The organism is Erysipelothrix sp. strain 2 (EsS2-7-Brazil), from assembly GCF_016617655.1.
GTDB classification, from domain to species: domain Bacteria; phylum Bacillota_I; class Bacilli_A; order Erysipelotrichales; family Erysipelotrichaceae; genus Erysipelothrix; species Erysipelothrix piscisicarius.
The window spans coordinates 1-21,454 of sequence record NZ_SCFT01000005.1 but is presented as its reverse complement, the minus strand read 5'-3'; the positions used below and the strand labels follow the sequence as shown (position 1 = coordinate 21,454).

The following is a 21,454-nucleotide window of genomic DNA, read 5'->3' as shown; positions in this document are numbered from 1 at the left end:
AAAACAACTAAACGATGATGTTACCATTATTTTTCTTGAGATATCTTTTTATCTTGACAATCATCGACTACGCTTTCATCATTATATGACAAATGCTGATCTACAATATGTTCTATATTACCACATTTATTTAGCCAGCTGTCTGAGCATGTAACTAAGAAAACTTTTCCCACATCATAATCCTTATATAACTCTTCAATTCTATCAAATTTTGATTCTCTCAACATTCCATCAATCGGGTAAACAATCACAAAATCAAAATTTACGAAAGAATCAGACTTAGATCCTTTGCTCAAAAACGAATCAACCATATAATTATTATTCCCTATCTTAAAAAAAGTATTGCCTTTTGGTTTCTTCTTAATACCAGTAAAGCCTAACCAATTACCATTTAAAACTTTATCAAATCCATTCGTTCTAAATAGAATATTTTTATTAGTAAATTCAGAATTTATGTATTTGATTATAATTTTATGTTTATTGTATCTTTCATTCCCTGTGACTAGTAATGTTTGATCATTCGACTCAATAAATTTTTTCAAACCATTAATATATTTATCTATGTTGCTGTTGTTCATTTTTCCCACCCCTTCATATTTGTCTTAATCATAACAAAACCCCACCAGAGATACTAGTAGGGTTTAAGGGGGTTGACTCAGAAAGGAAAAGTCAATGAATGAATAAGTGTATTAGTCACACCTGCCACACTACCATAATAGCACCGAAAACAGGGTCGCGACGGTCATTAATATAGATCACGGCTCAATTTTCTAGATAAGCTAGATGACTTACTAAAAGCCAACTTATCTTGCTTTGCAAGTTCCTCTCCCTTTTCGATTATCGAATCAAAAATGTTGTCGAAATCAACTAACATTGTTGGTTTAATTCTTATCATTATTGCTGTTCCATTATGGTTTGAAATACTTTCTTTAATTAATAATCCGCTATTTTCAGAGCTACGTCCTATATGCTTTGAATTACTGCCGCTAGTTATAATAAACGACCCATCCAACGCGATACATAATTCACTAACAACATATAAGCCAAATCCAGAATTTTTATCTGGATTAAATATAGGATTTTCCGACTGACTATAACTTTTAGAAACTCCAGGTCTCATCGCTAATTTAATTGCGTCATTATCATTTTCAATCAAATTTATATAATTCATATTCGATTTGAGGGAGTTTTTTATACCAATACCGTCATCTGCAATCGCTATTTCAATCAAATCATAACTAGGCCAGTATTGACCACAGATATATGCACATTCTGATTCACTATGCTCAAATATATTTCTAATCATTTCGCGAATTAAGTACTCAAACGCAATCTCCGATTCCGGATAATTTCTACTTAATACCTTCGCTACTCGAAATGAGTACTCCCTCAATGCGTCAATAAACTCTTTATTTTGATTTCTACACTTTTCCATAAGTATACTTTTCCGTACAATCGTAATGGGAATGTGTTTGGTAGATCCACTCCTACTATTCACTTTTAATCCTAAATTTTTCACACCAATGAAGTCATAAAAACACATGCTACCTGCATAGTCATTAATATCATTAAGATTTTCCGCAATGACTTCTCTATCATGCAGTATATCTCGTATTGCTAGTCCTACAATGATCATTGCAAAAGGATCACAATTGCGAATTGCAGTCAAATTAAACTTCACTTTAGGTTCTTGGTTAAGTATTAAATTTGCTTTTAATGTTCTTGCACTTTCTATAGAATTATATGTAGATAAATTTGGTATAGTTATCATTAATTGCCCTCCTCATCACTGATTAAACCATACCAAAACCTACACCACTTAGTGTAGGTTTACTCAAAATTTCACCATTAACTCATCTACTTTTCGCCTTAATGTTCTTTCTGAACAATAAAAGCGTGTAGCAACTTTCTCAATGTTAATGTTTTTGATGTAGATATCAGTCACAATAACGCGATCAGAATATTCGAGGCTATCTAGGAAGTTTTTAATCTTATCAGTTCGATAACGAACAAGCGCTAACTCCTTTTGATAAATCTGCAGTTTATCTCTAAGCTCATTTTTACGCTCTTCTGGAGTTAAACCGCTATTGCCGAGTATCAAAGGAGCAGACGATGATTTCACGGCTTCTAGTTGCGTTTCTAACTCAATAATTCTACTCTCGTATTTGTGATACACGTTAAGAAGATACATGTAGTTTCGAAGTTCAGACTTAGCGTGATTTATCTTGGCGCGTTTATCAGTCACAGCAATCACGCAGATAGTTATTATTTTGTCGCATTATCTATCAACTCCTTTTAAGGTCTTACTTTCGTTACTTGCTATCAGGATCATCATGATTTTGAATTACCACTTCTCGAATTACTGAAAATATAATTGCCCAAACAATTGCAATACCTAACATTAAAACTGATGCCTTCAAAAACAACCATAAGTTGTCAATCATACCTCCACCTCCAACTCTTCAATTTTGATATAAATTCCTGGAACTTTGTCATACATTTTCTCGACAAGCATAGACGTAATCTGAGCATCATCATTCCAGAAACCTAAATCTGTCATACAATCGAGAAGTAATTTTTGCATATTATCTAAATCCGGCTTTGTAGGCTTATAGGAGCCTCTTTTATGTCCCGGGGTTTTTTTATATAACCAGACAACTTTCAAGCGAATTGGGCCATTTATTGAAGCCTCAGGAGCAAATTCGTATAGATATCCCATCAACTTCGAGCGAGCTGCTTTCAATTTGGGCGGTTCATAGAACACTGGTTTGCCACTTACCACACGTATTTTCTTTTGCTGATGTGTTGTCGTAGGCGTAATCATCGGAATGAAAAACTCAATCATCAGCTTCACCAACTACAAGTTTAATAATCGCAGAAATAAATGGTTCCAAACATATCATCACTTCCTCTACCGCACGTTTAATCGCATGAAATAGTTCAAAAGCAAAATTTGTATAATAATCTACAATCTGATGCAAGTGAAAATTTAATCTACGTTTGAACTTATACTTAGAACACTCCGAGAGATGTTGGAAGTTTTTAGAGTTTTGAAACTCCATCAGTTCATTTACCTTTGCCATATGCATTTGCAAATCACTCATAATAACCACGCTCTCTTTCGATATCCGACTTTGATGCTCTAAAGTAATTCGTGTAATTATCTGGAATCACAAGTTTCAATCGAAATGCTTCGACGAGATCAATCCATCCCTTACCTTCAAGATACACGTCGTAATTCGATACATCGTCATCATCAACCCAAAATTCAGTAGCAACAATAATTCGATTCAAGTTATGTTCGTAGAACATGTTGCTGTTCCCAATAACTCCTGTTAATTTATTTCTTACTCTCATAGACAATCACATCCTCAAATCTTAATTCGAGAGTATTTAGTAAGGTAATTAGGTCAGAGATATTATTTGGTTCCCTATTTCCATTTTTCCAGTTAGAAATAGCATTCTGTGAGAATCCTGTTTTAATTGAAAGTTGTCCTTGAGTCAATCCAATCTGTTTTCGTGCTTCACTAATTCGTTTCCCAAATTTCTTTCTATCAAATTTGTATGTCATAGTTTTCTCCTTTCGATGATTTCATATTTTCTTCGCGCGGTTGCTAGTGCTATGTGTGGTGTGAGGGAGTGGCCGGGCGGCAGCTTTAGCGCCCGACCTCCCATCCACTCTAGCAGTAGGGTGTCAACCCGGTATATTACCCCCTTTAGGGGGTACCTTTTTGAGAGAGGGTGGTGTAAGTCTGTCAATTGATAGGGTTATAGAGTTTTTTGACAGACTATCAACTATCTCAATTGATTGACCTGATAGACTGTCAACCCTATCAATTCATTGATTTGACAAGGTATCAATTTATGTTTTTGCTTGACTTGATAGGGTCTATCTCTACTCGTTATTTCTTGATATAACGGCCGGTCTCCCTGGTTCTTGAGTCACTTTGAATCCTCCATGTGCTGCTATGTAATTTTTTAAAGTGTTTCGTGAAACGCACATTTCCACTTCTAAATCAGAGTAATGTATTTCGGATTTTTCTTTAGACAAATCTGTGAAAACCAAATCTAACTCCGAAGTTTTTAAATTCATTTTTTCCGCTTTTGAAATTCTTCTATTACTATCTTTTGATAATTTTCTATTTAAATGTGTCGTCGAAAACCCTTCAGGATCTACATCAGCTAACACTCCCACCTCATCTACTTTGTGGATTGGATATTCGAACCAGAGGTTCAGTGGTGGGAATTTAGGGTATTCTCTAAGCGTCCCTTCTACACGCCATGCAGAACGATTTACGAGTGATGTTTCCACTTCTTGAACTCTAGAATCCACCTCAAATATCTCGTCTTTCTTTAAAGCTAAATCGATATATTCCTTCATTTGGAATTTACTTAATACATCATCTTCACCAACTACTTCTTCATAATATTTTGGATTTCGCTTTTTAAGTTCCTCAGCATAGATGCTTGCAATAATTCGATTATGTTCTTGATTAACTAATTCAGGTGTTAGTTCTAATTCAACTAAATCAATAAGTGCATCAGGGTCCCGTGCAAACACCCCCGAACCACTTGCTCTATCCATTGATTTTTTACTACCTTGTGAACCTTTACTGTGATGGTGACAATAAATAACCGAAGCACCTAGCTCACTGGCCACTTTATCGAATTGATTCGTAAAATGAGCCATCTGCTCTGCAGAGTTTTCATCTCCTGTAATCACCTTGTAAATTGGGTCAATAATCACTGCGATATACCCTTGTTTTTGAGCTCGTCTAATGAGCTTAGGAGCGAGTTTGTCCATCGGCACTACTTTGCCTCTAAGATTCCAAATATCGATGTTCTTGAGGTTTTTAGGCTTAATTCCAAGTGATTTATAAACGTCTTTAAAGCGATGTAGGGCTGATGCTCTATCAAGCTCTAAATTGACGTATAACACTCTTCCTTGTGTACACTGCCAACCAAACCATTTACCACCTTCGGCAATCGCAATTGTTAGCCCAATCAATGCAAATGACTTTCCTGCCTTTGATGGACCCGCCATAAGCATCTTATGTCCTTGGCGTAATACACATTCAATTAATGGAGGTGATAATGGTGGCAAGTTATCAAACACTTCAATCAAAGGTTCTGGATCAGGTAAATCATCATTTACACCTTCAATCCATTCTTCCCACTCCGCCCATGAGCCTTTTCCAATATTTGTGGCCATAAGAAATTGTTTCTTACCATTTCTCACGACACCAGGCATTCGACTTAGGCGTGCTGCATTTCTGTTTTGAGTATCGACTTCAAGACCATTCTTCTTACAAACATCATAGAGATAATTAACACGTTTTCGATATTCTTCCATCGTTGCAGCTTCAACTTTGACCACTGCATGAATGGACTTACCACCACTATATACAAGTGTCGCTACAGGAAGTTCTAATTCTCTAATGATTGCATTTTGTCGTTCAACAGGAATCGAGTCTGACTCTACTAGTGCGTATCGATAATCTGTTACATTTTCATTTTTAACACCTTTGCCATCTAAAGGGTTGAATCGTATCCATGCACCTGCTTCTGGTTTGTAATCACCAATGACTGCACCAATATCATTTTTGTACTTATGCAATTCTTGGATTAACTCACCAGCAGTTCGGTCAAAGTTTCCTTTTTGAGGTAAGTATTTACCATCATCATTTTTATAGGTGGAGGTCACATAGCCAACATTTTCAGTTGACTCAAATAAAACTTGCAAATATTTTATAAGTTCTTGAACAGGATGCCAATTATCCTCTGACGGCTCATCAATTTCTCTATCTTCAAGCCAATACTTATCGATGACAACGAGTTCATCTTGTTCAATTTCATCATCCCAATCGAGTGCATATCCTGCATCATATTTTGGAAATTCAAATCCTTGTTCTTTTGCGAGTTGAACAATTGTCCCACCTGTTACAATCGTCCCTGCTTGTTCATTGAATGTTTCCCATTTCAGATAACACTCTCCAGGTTTATACCTTTCGGTATCTTTAGATGACCACAAATCCCAGTCATAAGCAGAATAACCTTCATGTTTCAAAGCCATTCCGACTTGAATCCACTCTGTATATGATAATTTGGATGGATCAATATTTTTTATTATACTTAATAGATTTATTTCATTCATGTTTTCTCCTAAATTGATTTATTTTGATATTTCTTTCATTTAATTTTTGAATTATTGAGTTATACTGTGAATATACTTGGAGGTCTTTCAATGAATATTAAAATGGTAATTTTTGTTTTTGCAGGCTTATACTTCTTTTTAACATGCAAGACAATAATAAAAAATATAATTTATCGAAAAAGAATTGATTTCATCATGTCTAAAATTTCCGATATATTAGATGAATTGAAACCATTAAATGAAGAATTATCTGCACTAGATAACAATTCCGAAGCATTTTTCACTTATCAACAAAAGATGAAAAAAGAAAATGAATTTAGACACAAATTCAGTGACATAATTTGTTCAAACATAGTTCCAATAATCCCTCATTTAAAAAGTTTATCAATAAAGCACCACTATATTTCTTGCTCAAATGAACCTGCTCACAACGAAACAGAATTTAAAGAACTTTGTGTCGAGTTAGTCAACTTAGATACTCAGCTGGAATACGACTTTTTCAGATCTATAAACCCTAAATTAATTCTAGAAAGAATTTTTTTAATACCAAAATCAATTCTAAATTATTTTGGCATTTCCCTTAATTTTAACACTTCAAAAATTATTAGTTTAGTTGTTTGGCTTATCACTTTTTTCTCATCAGAAATCAAGGCTTTTATCATATATTTACTAACTCTCAATAAATAATGGATTTATTCTGGATTAAACGTTCTCGGCTCAATCCCTGGAGGTACTTGTCGCCACCCTTGAGCAGCAATTCTACTAATCATTTTATTTGCCGCTTCGAAGGACCAACTTCCTACATGTTGGAAATCAAATCGTTCCAATAGTCTTATCTGTTTTGGTGTGGCAAGGCCTGCATCACGACGCTTATTGATTCTGTCAATGAGTAGTGATGCTTTACCTGCATTATCGATTTCATCAGGTAATATCCCTGCTTTCTCTAATTGCTGAAGTTGCTTACTTGTAGGTGGTCCCATTTCCCACCCAAAACTTGGTACATAATTAGATAGGTCTTCTGCTTGAATGCTTAATTCAAATTGTAAAGGATCTACTAGTGCTCGCTTTCGCTTACGCATCTGCGCTAGTTGTTCTGCGAGGGCTTCCTCCCTTTGCGATACAACATCTTCTTTTGCCTTTTCTTCAAGAAGTTCTATATCTAGAGCAATACCTGCATTATCTTCTGATATCTTAGTAATTGCTTTTGCAACCTCTTCATTTTCTGCTATTAAATGAGCCGGATGTACTAAGTCATGTCGTTCTGTATGCCATAGGAAATCTAAGAGTAATAACTCCTCTTTCCCAGGATAAAGTCTCGTTCCACGACCAACCATTTGAGAATATAAACTTCTCACTTTTGTTGGTCTAAGTACGACGATACAATCCACGGCAGGACTGTCCCACCCCTCAGTAAGTAGCATAGAATTGCAAAGCACGTTGTATCTGTTGTTTTCAAAATTTTCCAAGATTTCAGTTCTATCAGAACTACTTCCATTTACTTCCGCGGCTCTAAATCCTTTTTCATTTAAAATATCTCTAAACTTTTGTGACGTAGCAACTAACGGTAGAAACACTACCGTTTTTCTATTTTGACAGTGCTTAACCATCTCATCGGCTATTTGATACAAATACGGGTCTAAGGCAGTTCCAATATCACTTGCTTTAAAGTCTCCTGCTTGTTGTGAGACACTTGATAAATCTAATTGTAGCGGAATTGTGAGAGCCTTAATCGGACTCAAGTATCCTTCTTTAATCGCTTGTGGTAAAGAATACTGATAGGCTAACGTTTCAAAGTATTTACCTAAATTTTTCATATCACCACGATCAGGAGTTGCAGTAACTCCAAGTACATCCGCATTTTCGAAGTAATTTAACACTGTCTGATAACTATCAGAAATACAATGATGTGCTTCATCAACAACTATAAAATCAAAGTGTTCTTTGCTAAATTGATGCAATCGTTTTTCACGCATCAATGTCTGAACACTACCTACAACAACACGTTCCCAACTATTGAGGCTCGTAGACTCTGCTTTTTCAAGAGCAGTCCGGAGTCCTGATGCCTTATAAAGTTTATCGGACGCCTGTTCAAGAAGTTCTCCTCGATGTGCGAGGACAAGCCCACGCTTGCCCTCCCTAACTTTTTCTTCTATCACTTTAGAGAAAACTATTGTTTTTCCACAGCCTGTTGGAAGTACTAACAACGTTCGTTTAATGCCTTTGTCCCATTCATTAAGAATCGCATTCTTAGCGGATTCTTGATATGGTCTTAACTCCATGATTTAAAATCCCCAGGATGCTTGTTGGTTTACTACTTCCTCTTCTTTTGGATAGAACTTGTCAACTTCGTTGTATAAGTTTCCATTATATTCTCGGTTCTTAATTTTACATTTACCGACTTTACCAACAATCATGTTCCATTGTGGTTTAATCTTCTCGCCTTTTTTCTTCATACCAAGCGATGCAAAAAATGCACTGATAGTCCATTCTGTTCTGCTGTGAAGTAATATTCGATTTTGAACATCAACTTGTCGACCGGTATCAGGGTCTTCAACAGTCAATGTTACTAAAGCCATATTACAAGCCGGCATTTTTTCACTTCCGTCGAAACGACCTCGTTCAAATTTCTTAACTACAAAATCATAGTTTCCGGGTTTTAAAATAATAAAATCTTCCCCATCATCTTGAATTTCATCGTCCCATCCTAGTTCGCGTTCAATTTGATTATTATTTAATGTCATTATTTTTGTCCTCCTATTTTAAAATGGTAAATCGTCACTGTTTATATCTAAAACAGGCTCTCTCATATTTCGAATCTCTTGAATAACTTTTGGCCAATTAGCCACAAGTGCCCCATCAGTATATTCTTGAGGTAGATTTTCTAAAGGTGTTCCTTTTGGAAAATGCCCTTTTATATCTATTATGTAGTGCATCAATTCAGATTTAGTCACCTTATCAGTTTTAAGTAAATCTTGAAGCGCTAGACTTAAACATCCAAAATCATTATTAGTATCAGTTGAAACATTTTCCTCTAATGTTTCTTTTTGCACTTCGTTTTGATGTGCATTATCTTCATTCACAACTTGTTTGGTTTCAATAATTGGACCTACAAGATGATCAGGAATATGTAATGCGATTTCTTTGAATTCAAATGCAAGTTTATCAGCAAGACCCCAACGATTTTTAGCATCCCATGCTGGATTGTGTGAAGTAAACATTACACGAGCACCACCTTGTGCTTTATTTTTACCCTTTGTAGCACCTTGATTATCGACATTGACTACATGAATTTCATAAGTTGCAAATAAAACTGCATCCGCCCACTCTTTAGTTAGAGGCGACGTTTTCTTTTCAAGTTTAAGTTCCCATCTATCATAAGAACCTAATTCTTGAGGTTGTTCAAATTTACGCATCATGGCATGCGCTAGGATTAAGACATTGATTCCAGCGTCAACAACTTCCTGTAATTTATTAAGGAATCGACCCCACTCCTCTGCAAGCATCGTATACCCTTTCCCATATCCAAAATCCTCAATGGACTTAATCTTTGGATACTGGCCTATAAGATAATCTTTGGCCAGTTTTTCGGCCCAATCAGCAGTGTCAATAATGTATGTTAGACAAGGCTTATTTTGTTTAACATATTCGATTTGCGACAATAACATCGGCCATGAAGTTGGTTTATCAAATCGCGCTACATCAAGATGCATCGTAGATCCTTCTGTGTCGCTAAATAATGGATTTGGAAACAATGAAGCAAAAGTTGATTTCCCAATTCCTTCAGGTCCATATAAAATAACTTTTTGAGCTTTTATCACTTTACCTTTCGTTATATTCATGACTAAAATTCCCATCCTTTCTCTTCAACTTTCATATCGTTTTCTGTTGGTAGTGTCTCCTGTCCCACGACATATCCATCTTCAATAATAATTTGGCACTCATCTCCGCTTGAGACACGTGTCGCAATCGCTTGTAAATCTTCTTGCTCCAACCATTCACCAAATTCTTTCATGGTATCGATATCCATCTGTTCTAATTTATCGATTAGAACAAATCCACATTCAGGTTTAAGTTTTCGTACAATTGCTGTCGCAACGCGTAATTGTTCAGAGCCTGACATGTTGTCCCAATGCTGATCATTGAATGTTAACTCCCCATCTACAACACTTAGACCTGGTAGCGGTAAATCTGCTCCTTTCAATAAATCGAGACGTTCCTTACGAATCGCATCGATTTCTTCATTTAAATCCTTATATTGTTGACTGTAATACTCCGCTTCTTGTTCTGCTTGGTCTTTCTCTAAATTGATTCGAATTTTTGCATTCGTTTCATCAATATTAGCGATATTAGCTTCAAGTTCTGCTGTTGATTCATCATGAAGGTCTAATGCAGACTTACGAGCTTCTACAAGGTCGTTTTCGTTGGTTTCTAGCTTAGTTTGGTAATCTTGAAGTATTTCTTTCAGACGTTTATTTTCGTCCTCTAGATGGGCTAAATTGCGTCGTTTACGCTCTTTTTCTGCGTTCCGTGCCAGAATATCCTGCTGCTGTTTAATTAAATCTGATGCACTAATCAGATCTTCAGGAACGCCTTCATGACGCGGCATTTCTTGAGCATGTTTCTTTTTAGTATCGGCAATTTTACCAATTGCCAAACGTTCCTGATAGAGTTTATTTTCTAAGGTATCAAGTTCAAATAACTTATCGCCTACCCCAATAATTTCTAAAAGTGTTCGTGCCTTTTCTTTGCTTGTAGCTTCCATAAATTTGGGTAAGTCTAGTGCAAGTTCTTCTACAAAAGAATCTAGCAGAGCCTGTCCTGCCTTATTCCCAGATGGATCAATCACTTTTAAATCGCTATTTTTACCTTTGCGTTCTACGATTAAGCCATTACTTAACTCAACTCTAAGTGATGGCGGTGTTACAGAACCTTCTCTTCGTGGATTTGATGGCTGATATTTCTTACCACCTAGTGCCCAAGCAATAGAGTCTAGTACAGATGTCTTCCCTTGATTATTTTTTCCACCAAGTACCGTTAGACCTTTTTCAGATGGTACAACTTGCACCGCACGTACACGTTTAACATTTTCAATTTCCAGTTTATTTATTTTAATGGAATTCATTCTTGCTTCCCTCTCTTTCTAATTTTTTGGTAAATTCACAAGAACCCAGGATTGTTAATATTTGTAATTCCGTTGGAATTCCTGCTTCATGGATTGCTTTACATAAACCCACTAATGCATTTAATATATAATTTTGTGTTCCATTACATTTGATGTCAATTCCATCTTTTTCTTTCTTAATTGTCACGTTGTTTTTATCATTCATATATTTTCCCTTCTTTCTTTCCAATGATTGGTTTTTCTGTAAATACATCAATCCTTTGCAGTTCTTCACCATTTATCCCATGACATGCACCACATACGTCTAAGACAATTCCTGTTCTTAACACCCCATTTAATTCATAACTAACAGTTTCATACAGATCGTATGACTTAAATCCTTCCTTTAATCGTTCACTCCAGCGAGTTGAATTCGCAGTTGCAAGCACATCTTTACCTTGATACTGATAAATTCCGTCAGATACCGTAAAATCTTCTATCGTTAATCCTGACGCAGTATTGTTTGTTGATTCCCCATCCCAAGTGCCATATTCAGTTATATATACTCTTACGGAAGATACCTCTGCACCAACATTTGAGATATATTTCATAGTTTCGATTTTGGTTTTATTCTCAATTTGTTGTTTATCTAGTCTCACCATTTCTTGATTGATTAATTGTATTTTTGACTCTAAAACTTTTCGTTCTTTTTTGGCCAATTCAAGAGATTGGACAGTTAAATAAGTTAATGTTAAAATAAAGCCGTAAAGGATTACTTTTCCGGCCAAGGTGAGTGTCCTTTTTTTGTTTTGTTTTTTCACTGATACTTCTCCTTTTTTTGATATGCTTGGATTATATGGGAAGGGGGTGAAAACATGAGATTAAATCACGATTGTATCCGTTCTGTCATGCTTTACTTAGAGGAAAACTTAGAAATAGCATCGTTAATCGACACCAAAGATATCAATCTCCCCAACTTCTCACAAGATGACATTGATTATAGTATTATTAAAATGCTTGAAGCTAATTATTTGGATGGAAAAGTTTATAATTATTCTTACGGTATGCGTCTTGTTGAAGTCAAATCAATATCTTGGGAAGGACATCAATTTCTTGATAATATTCGGGATAGTAAAGTTTGGTCTAACACAAAATCAAAACTTTCCACCTTTTCTTCTGTATCAATTAATATAATGTCTCAAGTGGCTGCATCAGTCTTATCCCAAATGATTAATGGATAGATCAAAAATAGAATCTCAACTTAAAATTTATACTTAACACCGTTAACTAATTGACGGTGTTTTTAACTATCAAATTTTCAATCACTAGTTTTACTTTTTTGACGAATCTGATAACACATCAACATCGATTCTAAATTCAATCCTAAAACTTGTAGTACCGCCCCTTTCCTTACCCTTTCTGGAAAGATATCCAAGTATCCATTATCTTCATCCCAGCTCTTTGCCTTGATGAAGACATCCTGGGCATCTATTTTGCTTAATGAAAAATATCTCTGAATAGTCGTTACTGCTATATAATCATCAAATAACATTTTTTCTTCATCTGTTCGTTTAGGCATTTACTTCTCCTTTTCTTAATATCTCGCAACGAGATATTAATCATCAAAAAAATTTAATTGATTTATTTCAAATTCATAATAATTGAGCAAATTCAATATAGTTTGAATTTTTGCATTTTTCAAAACAACTGGATCATTTTCCATTTTCCCTAAATGCTCACGCGATATACTAACATGATTTGAAACAGACTCCTGAGAGTAACCACGTAAAACACGCATTTGTTTTATGCTCAACTTTTCATTCATATGTTCACCTCCTGAGGATAGTATATATCACGTTGCGAGATATTGCAATACAAATATCTCAAAAAGTTATATTGTAGTTGTCTATAATATCCTTTTGTGATATATTTATCTCATAAGGATATTATGAGGTGATTATATGGATAAAACTTTCAATAAAAAATTATTTGGGTCAAAGTTAAGAGCTTTAAGAAAGAACTATTCTCTAACACAACAAGACTTATCAAATAAAACCGGCTTTTCTCAAAATACAATTTCAAATTGGGAAAACGGAAACAGAGAACCCGACTCAATTGGTGACTTAGTCAAACTTGCAGATTCACTTTCAGTCCCCGTAAGCTATTTTGTTGATAATTCAATTGATCCTGTTTCTGATTGGAGAACTGATTTTAATATACCTGAGTTTATGGATCCTCCTTTTGGTGATTTCACCTCTAATCTCAAATATTTCTTTGATAAACCAGAATTGTTTGACATTTATCGTCAAATTCATGATAACGAACAACTACAACAGTTATTCAGTATCTCTAAAGACTTATCACCTATCGATTTGGAAACGGTATTGATGGTTGCTAGAGGAATAAAAAAAGAGAGAAATCAGGATTAGAATGCCTCTTAAAAATATTATTAAAATTATTCAACACTATGATTTTTTTAATGTTGTTTAGTTTACACTTGATAATTTTCAATTTAGTTATATATGCATATCGAATAGATTGGAGAATTTGTAAATGAATAAAATAAGCATAAAATACCTAGAGCAAAGAATGGATATCGATACTGAGATATCTAAATTGAAATCTTTATTTTCGGAAAAGATTGTTGGTAAAACAACTTCTTTTCCATATCCGGATATTACATTTAGTGATTTATTAACTGATTATTTTGATTCTTTTCCGTTATCAGGTACTTCTAGAAATGTGAAAGAGTTTTTTGAGGAGAGAGGTATAAATTCTAAACAAGAAGATTACAATTTATATTTATTAAATCTTTACTCAAATTTTATATTTTGGCTAATAGAAGAATATAGATCATTGAAATCATTAGAATTGGAATTTAAATTTATTCATAATTTGTATGATCGAATTCTTCTAATATTAGAGAGCCAAAATTATAAGAATATACTAAGCGAAGAAAAAAACGAATTTGGATTTTTGGATGTATTTACTGTCAAAAGAGATGAGGATATAGACTCGGTCCTTGAATATATTTCTCCGGAACTACGTCTAGATGTATTGTCATATATCGACTTTAGATTTGAAAAAATATCATTCATAAAGAATCGATAATTGCAAGATTATATAAAGATATTGAAAGCAAACAAATAATCTTGAACTGTGATCCTTTTAAATCATTATATAAAGATACAAAGTTTGCATTAAATATTCCCAGACATCATCGTGAATATGATATGACCGACGAAGACAAGATACTATGGTATGATAAAGCATTTCGTATGTATGTACACTTAATTAGATCTCATGAAATCAAAAATTATCAATCTGAGTTGAAAGAACTGAAACCATTAATTAAATAATGTGAATATTCCCTTGATTATTTATACAAGAAATCAGATACTTCATTATATTCTATCAAAACTATTATGTAATTCGGAGGTGATTACAGTTGGCAGTTAAAGAACTTATAAAAAATAAAAAATATGATGTGCGTGTTGCATATAGAAATGGATACGGCAAACCAACTGAACGTAGAAAGATTATTTATGGTACTCGCAGAGATGCAATCTTAGCCGAGAATCTACTGATTGAAGAACTAAGACTTGGTGTTACTAAAGAGATGACATTTATAAGACTTTTTGATGCTTATCACGAATCAAAACCAAATGTTAAACCCGAAACGTTAAGAAAAGAACGTGAGTTATTTTCGAAGTATCTCATTCAAATTTCTAATAAAAAAATCGAGTATATTACACCTTTTAACTTAATCACCCTTAGAAATAATATTGAAGCAGCAGATGGATCCATTACACAAAAAAATAAAGCCATCTATCTTCTTAAATCGATTTATAAATTTGGTAAGAGAATTTTTGGTATCAATGATATTGCTTCCGATGTAGAAATTATCAAACCAAAGGTTAAAGAAAAATTCACTTATTACACCCTTACCCCTGAGGAATTCCAGGAAGTCATTCAGTACGAAAAATTAGAAGTATTTAGACTTCTATATGAAATTTACTTTTGGGCAGGACTTAGACGTGGTGAAGCACTAGCTCTTTTCAAAAAGGATTTGCTTCGTACAAAAGAGTTAGATGTTTATAACTCAATTAATTCTTATCAGGAAGTTGGTCCACCAAAGAACGAGAGTAGTTATAGGAGAGTCAAAATACACGACGACCTCTATAATCGCCTCCTACCGCACGCAAAGAGCAAAGGTAAATTCTTATTAGGCGGAGAAACAAATCTCGCTCCTAACACAGTTAATCGTCGTTTTAGTGCATGTTTATATAAAGCTAATGTCTCTCGCAGAGAAATTGGCTTAAAAGAAATTCCACATGTTAGAATTCATGATCTGAGACATTCTCACGCTACATTCCTTGCAAGTCAGAATATTCCAATAACTGTAGTAAGTGCACGACTCGGTCATAGTTCAATTTCAGAAACAATGCAAACTTATGTCCATTTATTTAAAGGTGATGATGCTCGTGCAATTAATGCCATTCAAAATTATATTAATGATGATTCTATTTGCACATCAGAAAGTCTAAATGACGATAATCTTGAAGATAAAATACTTTCAGTCATAAAAGGGCAATCTTTTTATACCATCGAAACTACTTTTAACAGAATTCTTGAGGATTTGAAACAAAGTATTACTTTATAATTCCTGCCATACATCTGCCATACAAACCATGAAAAATAGCGATATTTGATGATACCCTATGATAGCAAAACCCACTATTTAGTGGGTTTTAGATACTGTATGATACAACTAAGACAGTCCTGCTACCCCTGCCAATTATATAAATACAACCACTTTCGAGTGGTTTTTTTATGTTACCCTCTTGTTTTATGGCCTACAAAAGGCCTACAGATTGTTTAAATCGACTCAAATTACCTGGTATTTCTAAATGTAACTCATCATTAAACACATCCGCCCTTATCTCGACTTCAGTTGACCCTTCATGTCCACTATAGTACTATGTGAACAAGAAGGGATGGATTTCAAGATGATTTTTCTCACAATGTTCTATAATAAAAAAACACGTGAGATTCATTAAATATTATTTTGACTTACTCATCTGGTCATGGCTTATCATTTCCATGGACTCAATACTACTTTAAACAACACATGTTTTCTATGAGCGTGTAATACAAAAAGTTCCTTTTTTCATTTTAGTGAAAAATAATTTATTGAAAACTAAGGAGGAAATATAATTATGGTAGCATTATTTGGAATACTTGGAATTCTTACATTTTTTATAGGAATTATCTTATTCGTCATTTCATTATTTAAAAAAACGAGTAAGAAGAAACCCTTGTTTATCATCTTAGGTTCGGTCGTACTCTTTGGGATTGCTATGGTTAATACCCCCTCTACTGGAAGCACCGATGAGATAGATGTTGCAGTAGAATCCGCAAAAGACCCCGAGAAGGAGTCAAAAGACGAAACAATAAAAACAGAGTCTTCGGAGAAAGAGAAAGAGTCTGTATCTGTTGAATTTAAAAATGCCCTGATTAAAGGACAACAGTATGCCGATCGCATGAATATGTCTGAACGTGCCATCTATGACCAACTTGTGTCAGAATACGGAGAGAATTTTCCTGAGGATGCTGCACAGTACGCTATTGAGAATATCAAAGCAGATTACAATAACAACGCACTTGAAAAAGCAAAAACTTATCAATCTCGAATGAGCATGTCTCGTGATTCTATTTGGGAACAACTTGTTTCAGAACATGGAGAGAATTTTACAGAAGATCAAGCAAATTACGCTCTTGAAAATTTACCCAATTAGTTTCTCTCATTTAGTAAATATCGTGTTACAAAGCAACTAAGAATTACTTACCCTTCTTATATTTTATTCAACCAAGTTACCTACGAACTAGGTCACTACAGCGTGATTAAAACTGATTACTTTGAATAAAAACACAGGTGAATTTTAGGTTGATATCATAGAAATCAAGTAGTATTAAACCTAAAAGAACATCAATATCTCGAAAAGACCCTTATGGATAAGGGTCTTTTGATTTCTTAATATTCATTAACATTTTATTAAGAATACCTAATTCTTAGTTTCATTTGGGTGGAGCTTGTTATAATTTTGATGTAGCGATGCATGTCTTTCTCCATGAAAATAAGTTATCATCTGTACAATCGTTACAAACAAGACTCAAGTTCTCATACAGGCTCGAGTCTTTTTTATGTTACAATCCTCTTAGGGGGATGGAAATATGAAACAATCGATCATTAAGCATCAAAAGATGCTTTTAAGTTTTATCGCTTTTATTTTGGGATTATCTTTATCAAGGCTTCCACAAATAATTCGAACAGGCGTTTTTTGGTTTATGCTTGCTTATGGTATTTACGTTATCTATGATGCAATTCAAATTCAGAAAACGATTAAAAATAAATCAAACAAAAAAGCGTGAATCCTCACGTTTTTTCTATTAAAGCATTATGTTATCTTGCGTGAATTTCATAAACCCTTTCCCAAGAATGATATAATAATCATAGGTGATAATATGGAAAACATACGACACGATCTTGAACATCGAGGATATCTCGACTTAAATATCGTGACACAGTGTGCAGACTTAAGTGATGACGCATTGGTAAAACAATTAAATGCGAAAACCGCACAAGAACGCACGGCAGCTGTCCATGTCGGCGCAAGAAGATGGAATTATGAACCCTGGTTTGTTGATTTGCTCTTGAAGCAATTAATGAATGAAAAAGCGCTCTATACACGACTTGAAATATGTCGTGTTTTAGAAGGTGGCAATAATGATGTCGCCGCTGCGATGATGCCCTATCTTGGAGAGATTGGGCACAACCAACATCAAAACATTCCAAAGGCAGTCTCGCGTAAACGAAGCTATCCTTTACCGCGTGATATCATTGCACGTACATTGGGTAATATGAATGCCGCAATTCTATACACAATGATTGATTCCTTAGGTTCGCTCTCACAAAATCAAGTCAGTGAGTTTGTTGATGCTTACGGTTATTTTATTTCAAAGCATCCTCATTTGGCGACACAAGCACACTTAAATGTCATCGAATATCTCATCAATACTTACGCAGATGATGATTTAATTCTTTGGAAATGCATGCAATGTCTTTCAGTATTTCCACTTGATCGTGCGCTCGAAATTTTAAACAGCCAGTACTTAACCTGCGACCATCCGACGATTCAGTCCGAAATTAAACGCAGTATCCATCAAATTTCACGAAAAAGAGAAGCTATTTAGCTTCTCTTTTTGTATAGGGTTCCAGTTGGAAAAAGAAACATTGTTTATGAGCGTATGCCTCAAGTTGGCAAATCCCTTGATACACCCCTTCATCCGATGCATCTTCCGTTACCGTCTGAAATAGCTCAATCTTTGGATTTTGCTTACGTTCATGAGCCATCGCTTTCTGAAACCAACCTTTGATGCGTTCAGGGGTAGAAGTACAGTAAATAATATCCATAATTTGTTCCCGTACCGTTTCGAAATCATCATTTTCTTGCGAGGCGAGCATCCGACCCAGAGTTCGAGCTTTGGCATCATCAATTTCTTGACATAAAAATTTAGTCGAATACCAAAGATGATAAACATCAGACCAAGTACACAATGATGTCTCCTTAACATAATCAATGGTTTTTACACGACGAACCACATCCCATGATTTCAAATTTGATTGTACCGTTTCAGATGTCACAGTAATGCCTTTATGAGGAAAATTCGCAACCCAGATAAAACGATCTGCTTCTTGAACTAAAATCGAATTGGGGATAATCCCTTCTAGTAAATAAATCGGCTCTTTCATGTTTGAATTAGACTGCGAAAATCGCGACTACGCCCAATGTATTCCAAATCATATGTAAATACATTGCAGCTTTGATGCTGTTTGTCTTTTCATAGATATATGCGAAAAATGCTCCCATTCCTGCATAAATTATAAGATTAAACATCATCACCCATTGCCCAGTCACAAGTTCCGTCGTAAGATGCATCAAGCCAAACAAAATCGAGCTTACTGCATAGGCTGCAAAGCGGTTTTTATGAATCAACTTGCGGAAAATTAATCCTCGGAAGAGCAGTTCTTCTTTAATTGGACCAGCAACAACCGCAAAAACAAAATACATAGGGAATCCAATCCCTTTCATTGCAATCAGCGCTTCTTGATTAATCGGTTGACTGGATCCACCCAGTGTTTCAATAAGCATTGCCACCAATGGACTTACAATAAAATTCGCAAAAACCATTACTACAAAATAGAAACCGACCTTCCGTAATATGTGTATACGTGTTAATGGATTTGGAAACGTACGTGCCTCCTTGATTAATGGTAAATTAATCCATAATAAAATTACCGTAGTTAACAACATCATTACAATGGGCGTAAACGCAGTCATGTTTATTTCTTGAACCATTTTCATCTCAATAAACACCCCGACAAATGCATCTGAAAATGTCGATAAAATAAAAATGGAAAGCACACTCCAAAATAATCGTTTTCCTTTTAAAGGGGATTCAATGTCCCCAATCCCAACCTCGTGGTTAACCGTCTCACCGTAGAAAATATCTTCTCTGTAATCCATTGACATACATCCTCCTCAAAATTACTTGCTTTAATTATACCTTAATTTAGCTCATTAATTCATCCTTCATGAACCGACGCTCTTGGAAGCAATAAAAAAATGCACCTAAGGTGCATTTAAGAAACCTGAAAGGCACACTCCGAGAATAAACGCACCTCGTCATTGCATCCGATTAACGTCTTACACATCGCAATCATTTCAGTTGCGTATCCATTCCCTCGAAACGCTTCCTCGACATAAATCATTTGAAGTCGTGCGTGATTCTTATTAAAGGAATCTTTTTGAATGTGCGCAAACCCTGCTGGAAAGCCACAATCATATTTAATAACAAAAACATCTTGATCTGAATTTAGTTGTTCTTGTATTACGGCATGTCGATGTTCGTAAGAACAATCAGTCTCACACATAATGCTTAGATATACCAATTCTTCAAGTTGTTCTGGGGTACCAAGACAAATCATTGCGACATCCTCCATAAACCTATCTTATCGTATTCATGGTCATGTGTCATGAAAATTAAATGAGCGTTTATGTAACGGCGCTCACAACCGTAACACCATAACGCGGTCGCGTATCAATGTCAATTATTTCAAGCATTTCTAATAAAAAATATCGTTTTTACGACGGTGCGTGCTATACTAAAAACAGTAAAAAGAGGTGTACTATGAAATCAATCGATCTTCAACACGAGAACAGTCGTTTCGCATATGTTTTTTCATTTATTTCCGGTTATTTAGATGTTTTAGGAATCCTTGCCATTGGTGGTGTATTCCTGTCTTTTATGAGTGGTAACTCAACCCGCTTAGGGATTCATTTGATTAACCAAGAATGGATTGAAGTTCTTCGCTATGTTTTGGTACTCATTTCCTTTGTTCTAGGATCTTTTATCGGTAACCTTTTCTGCACTGGTAGTCATGCGCAATCCATCAAAAAAATTTTAGAACTTGATATCCTCTGTTTGGTCGTCGCTCTGGCGTTTCAATTTACCACCTATCAAACGTGGAGTTTTCCCCTCATAAGTTTTGCGATGGGAATTCAAAACAAGGCCCAAGTTGAAGTTAATAACGCAACAATTGGGAAAGGATTTATGACCGGAGTGCTTTATGGTATTGGTGAAGCGTTTGCGCGCTTTGTACGCAAAGAGACGAGCTGGCATGAAGTATCAACATTAATTCTAACATGGTTCTTATTTTTTTTAGGCGCCATGACGTCAACCTGTCTACTCTGTTTCATCAATGCTACGCTTGCATTAGAATTGATTGTTGGTTTTATATGTTTCATTTATCTTAGTTTTTGTTTCTATCATCAACACTAAAAAGAGCCACCAAGGTGGAGTTGTCAAACAAAAGTAGACATTAATAAAAGACTAGAAACCCTTATCCATTTTATATTGGATAGGGGTTTTGTAATTTAAACAGTAAGTAGGTCTTTCAAAATTAAAATAATGTACATATTCTTCGATAAAATTTTCAAAGTTATCTACAGACCAGTATTGATAATCACACGCCATTTCTGCTTTAATCCATCCATTTAATGATTCGATAATTGGATTATCTGTAGGTGTTCCAGCTCGCGACATAGATCTAATTATGTTATAATTTTCATGCGCTT

General features: G+C 34.9%; 30 protein-coding genes. 9 read left to right on the top strand and 21 right to left on the bottom strand.

The features are described 5' to 3' along the window. Positions 1-26: 26 nt before the first annotated feature. The 9 genes from EPJ90_RS03540 to EPJ90_RS03505 form a co-directional block, all read right to left on the bottom strand. The gene (locus tag EPJ90_RS03540; RefSeq protein WP_200542621.1) at positions 27-578 is read right to left on the bottom strand and encodes a hypothetical protein; all 552 of its coding nucleotides are present in this window, start codon (positions 576-578) and stop codon (positions 27-29) included. 167 nt (positions 579-745) lie between these two features. Continuing rightward, the gene (locus tag EPJ90_RS03535) at positions 746-1,771 is read right to left on the bottom strand and encodes an ATP-binding protein (protein WP_200542620.1); all 1,026 of its coding nucleotides are present in this window, start codon (positions 1,769-1,771) and stop codon (positions 746-748) included. A 63-nt stretch (positions 1,772-1,834) separates the two neighbouring features. Then, the gene (locus EPJ90_RS03530) at positions 1,835-2,245 is read right to left on the bottom strand and encodes a hypothetical protein (protein WP_207106264.1); all 411 of its coding nucleotides are present in this window, start codon (positions 2,243-2,245) and stop codon (positions 1,835-1,837) included. A gap of 67 nt (positions 2,246-2,312) precedes the next feature. After that, on the bottom strand, positions 2,313-2,444 hold the full coding sequence (locus EPJ90_RS08640; protein ID WP_275065478.1) for a hypothetical protein: 132 nt from the start codon (positions 2,442-2,444) through the stop codon (positions 2,313-2,315). Next, positions 2,441-2,845: a RusA family crossover junction endodeoxyribonuclease gene (locus EPJ90_RS03525; protein WP_200542616.1), complete on the bottom strand. Its 405-nt coding sequence runs from the start codon at positions 2,843-2,845 to the stop codon at positions 2,441-2,443. Before EPJ90_RS03525 ends, EPJ90_RS08640 begins: the two co-directional genes overlap by 4 nt. After that, positions 2,838-3,104, bottom strand: coding sequence for a hypothetical protein (locus tag EPJ90_RS03520; protein ID WP_200542614.1), 267 nt, complete (start codon positions 3,102-3,104; stop codon positions 2,838-2,840). Before EPJ90_RS03520 ends, EPJ90_RS03525 begins: the two co-directional genes overlap by 8 nt. Next, on the bottom strand, positions 3,097-3,357 hold the full coding sequence (locus EPJ90_RS03515; RefSeq protein ID WP_200542612.1) for a hypothetical protein: 261 nt from the start codon (positions 3,355-3,357) through the stop codon (positions 3,097-3,099). The genes EPJ90_RS03520 and EPJ90_RS03515 overlap by 8 nt, the downstream gene beginning before the upstream one ends. After that, a complete protein-coding gene (locus tag EPJ90_RS03510; RefSeq protein ID WP_200542610.1) occupies positions 3,341-3,571 on the bottom strand; it encodes a helix-turn-helix domain-containing protein in 231 nt (76 codons plus the stop codon). Before EPJ90_RS03510 ends, EPJ90_RS03515 begins: the two co-directional genes overlap by 17 nt. 324 nt (positions 3,572-3,895) lie before the next feature. Beyond that, positions 3,896-6,154: an AAA family ATPase gene (locus EPJ90_RS03505; RefSeq protein WP_200542608.1), complete on the bottom strand. Its 2,259-nt coding sequence runs from the start codon at positions 6,152-6,154 to the stop codon at positions 3,896-3,898. Positions 6,155-6,244: 90 nt separating this feature from the next. Here EPJ90_RS03505 and EPJ90_RS03500 point away from each other — a divergent pair, with 90 nt between their 5' ends. Beyond that, a complete protein-coding gene (locus EPJ90_RS03500; RefSeq protein ID WP_200542603.1) occupies positions 6,245-6,841 on the top strand; it encodes a hypothetical protein in 597 nt (198 codons plus the stop codon). A 5-nt stretch (positions 6,842-6,846) separates the two neighbouring features. Here the strand turns inward: EPJ90_RS03500 and EPJ90_RS03495 are convergent, their stop codons facing one another. Genes EPJ90_RS03495 through EPJ90_RS03470 form a run of 6 tightly spaced genes read right to left on the bottom strand, consistent with a single transcriptional unit; the run spans position 6,847 to position 12,076 of the window. Further along, positions 6,847-8,433: a DEAD/DEAH box helicase gene (locus EPJ90_RS03495; RefSeq protein ID WP_200542601.1), complete on the bottom strand. Its 1,587-nt coding sequence runs from the start codon at positions 8,431-8,433 to the stop codon at positions 6,847-6,849. 3 nt (positions 8,434-8,436) lie between these two features. Beyond that, positions 8,437-8,895, bottom strand: coding sequence for a DUF669 domain-containing protein (locus EPJ90_RS03490; protein ID WP_200542599.1), 459 nt, complete (start codon positions 8,893-8,895; stop codon positions 8,437-8,439). An 18-nt stretch (positions 8,896-8,913) separates the two neighbouring features. Beyond that, complete coding sequence (locus EPJ90_RS03485; RefSeq protein WP_244660377.1) at positions 8,914-9,993, bottom strand: ATP-binding protein; 1,080 nt, start codon at positions 9,991-9,993, stop codon at positions 8,914-8,916. Between the two features lie 2 nt (positions 9,994-9,995). After that, positions 9,996-11,276, bottom strand: a complete 1,281-nt coding sequence (locus tag EPJ90_RS03480) for an AAA family ATPase (RefSeq protein WP_200542595.1) — start codon at positions 11,274-11,276, stop codon at positions 9,996-9,998. Next, positions 11,263-11,481: a hypothetical protein gene (locus tag EPJ90_RS03475; RefSeq protein ID WP_200542594.1), complete on the bottom strand. Its 219-nt coding sequence runs from the start codon at positions 11,479-11,481 to the stop codon at positions 11,263-11,265. Before EPJ90_RS03475 ends, EPJ90_RS03480 begins: the two co-directional genes overlap by 14 nt. Continuing rightward, positions 11,474-12,076, bottom strand: a complete 603-nt coding sequence (locus EPJ90_RS03470; RefSeq protein ID WP_200542593.1) for a hypothetical protein — start codon at positions 12,074-12,076, stop codon at positions 11,474-11,476. The genes EPJ90_RS03475 and EPJ90_RS03470 overlap by 8 nt, the downstream gene beginning before the upstream one ends. A gap of 54 nt (positions 12,077-12,130) precedes the next feature. Between EPJ90_RS03470 and EPJ90_RS03465 the strand changes: the two genes are divergently transcribed. Beyond that, positions 12,131-12,496, top strand: coding sequence for a DUF2513 domain-containing protein (locus EPJ90_RS03465; RefSeq protein ID WP_200542592.1), 366 nt, complete (start codon positions 12,131-12,133; stop codon positions 12,494-12,496). Positions 12,497-12,573: 77 nt separating this feature from the next. Here the strand turns inward: EPJ90_RS03465 and EPJ90_RS03460 are convergent, their stop codons facing one another. Further along, on the bottom strand, positions 12,574-12,834 hold the full coding sequence (locus EPJ90_RS03460) for a hypothetical protein (protein ID WP_200542591.1): 261 nt from the start codon (positions 12,832-12,834) through the stop codon (positions 12,574-12,576). 36 nt (positions 12,835-12,870) lie between these two features. Continuing rightward, complete coding sequence (locus EPJ90_RS03455) at positions 12,871-13,080, bottom strand: helix-turn-helix transcriptional regulator (protein ID WP_200542590.1); 210 nt, start codon at positions 13,078-13,080, stop codon at positions 12,871-12,873. A 136-nt stretch (positions 13,081-13,216) separates the two neighbouring features. Here EPJ90_RS03455 and EPJ90_RS03450 point away from each other — a divergent pair, with 136 nt between their 5' ends. The 6 genes from EPJ90_RS03450 (at position 13,217) to EPJ90_RS03425 (ending at position 18,509) form a co-directional block, all read left to right on the top strand. Beyond that, the gene (locus tag EPJ90_RS03450) at positions 13,217-13,684 is read left to right on the top strand and encodes a helix-turn-helix domain-containing protein (protein ID WP_200542589.1); all 468 of its coding nucleotides are present in this window, start codon (positions 13,217-13,219) and stop codon (positions 13,682-13,684) included. 124 nt (positions 13,685-13,808) lie between these two features. After that, positions 13,809-14,366: a hypothetical protein gene (locus EPJ90_RS03445; RefSeq protein WP_200542588.1), complete on the top strand. Its 558-nt coding sequence runs from the start codon at positions 13,809-13,811 to the stop codon at positions 14,364-14,366. Positions 14,367-14,703: 337 nt separating this feature from the next. Continuing rightward, a complete protein-coding gene (locus EPJ90_RS03440) occupies positions 14,704-15,918 on the top strand; it encodes a site-specific integrase (protein ID WP_200542587.1) in 1,215 nt (404 codons plus the stop codon). 556 nt (positions 15,919-16,474) lie between these two features. Then, positions 16,475-17,053 (top strand): Ltp family lipoprotein, encoded by a 579-nt coding sequence (locus EPJ90_RS08575; RefSeq protein WP_237558267.1) that lies wholly within the window; start codon positions 16,475-16,477, stop codon positions 17,051-17,053. A 436-nt stretch (positions 17,054-17,489) separates the two neighbouring features. After that, complete coding sequence (locus EPJ90_RS03430) at positions 17,490-17,687, top strand: hypothetical protein (protein WP_200542586.1); 198 nt, start codon at positions 17,490-17,492, stop codon at positions 17,685-17,687. A gap of 93 nt (positions 17,688-17,780) precedes the next feature. Further along, complete coding sequence (locus tag EPJ90_RS03425; RefSeq protein ID WP_200542585.1) at positions 17,781-18,509, top strand: hypothetical protein; 729 nt, start codon at positions 17,781-17,783, stop codon at positions 18,507-18,509. Here the strand turns inward: EPJ90_RS03425 and EPJ90_RS03420 are convergent. The 3 genes from EPJ90_RS03420 to EPJ90_RS03410 form a co-directional block, all read right to left on the bottom strand. Further along, a complete protein-coding gene (locus EPJ90_RS03420) occupies positions 18,502-19,068 on the bottom strand; it encodes a hypothetical protein (protein ID WP_200542584.1) in 567 nt (188 codons plus the stop codon). The two genes, EPJ90_RS03425 and EPJ90_RS03420, sit on opposite strands and share 8 nt — an antisense overlap. A gap of 7 nt (positions 19,069-19,075) precedes the next feature. Further along, entirely contained in the window at positions 19,076-19,843 is a 768-nt protein-coding gene (locus EPJ90_RS03415; RefSeq protein WP_161636611.1) for a CPBP family intramembrane glutamic endopeptidase, read from the bottom strand. A 116-nt stretch (positions 19,844-19,959) separates the two neighbouring features. Beyond that, a complete protein-coding gene (locus EPJ90_RS03410) occupies positions 19,960-20,319 on the bottom strand; it encodes a GNAT family N-acetyltransferase (protein WP_244660376.1) in 360 nt (119 codons plus the stop codon). Positions 20,320-20,507: 188 nt separating this feature from the next. Between EPJ90_RS03410 and EPJ90_RS03405 the strand changes: the two genes are divergently transcribed. After that, complete coding sequence (locus tag EPJ90_RS03405; RefSeq protein ID WP_200542583.1) at positions 20,508-21,158, top strand: YoaK family protein; 651 nt, start codon at positions 20,508-20,510, stop codon at positions 21,156-21,158. 51 nt (positions 21,159-21,209) lie between these two features. On the opposite strand, the gene EPJ90_RS03400 is transcribed toward EPJ90_RS03405, so the two are convergent. After that, complete coding sequence (locus tag EPJ90_RS03400; RefSeq protein ID WP_244660375.1) at positions 21,210-21,422, bottom strand: integrase core domain-containing protein; 213 nt, start codon at positions 21,420-21,422, stop codon at positions 21,210-21,212. Between the last annotated feature and the right edge of the window lie 32 nt (positions 21,423-21,454).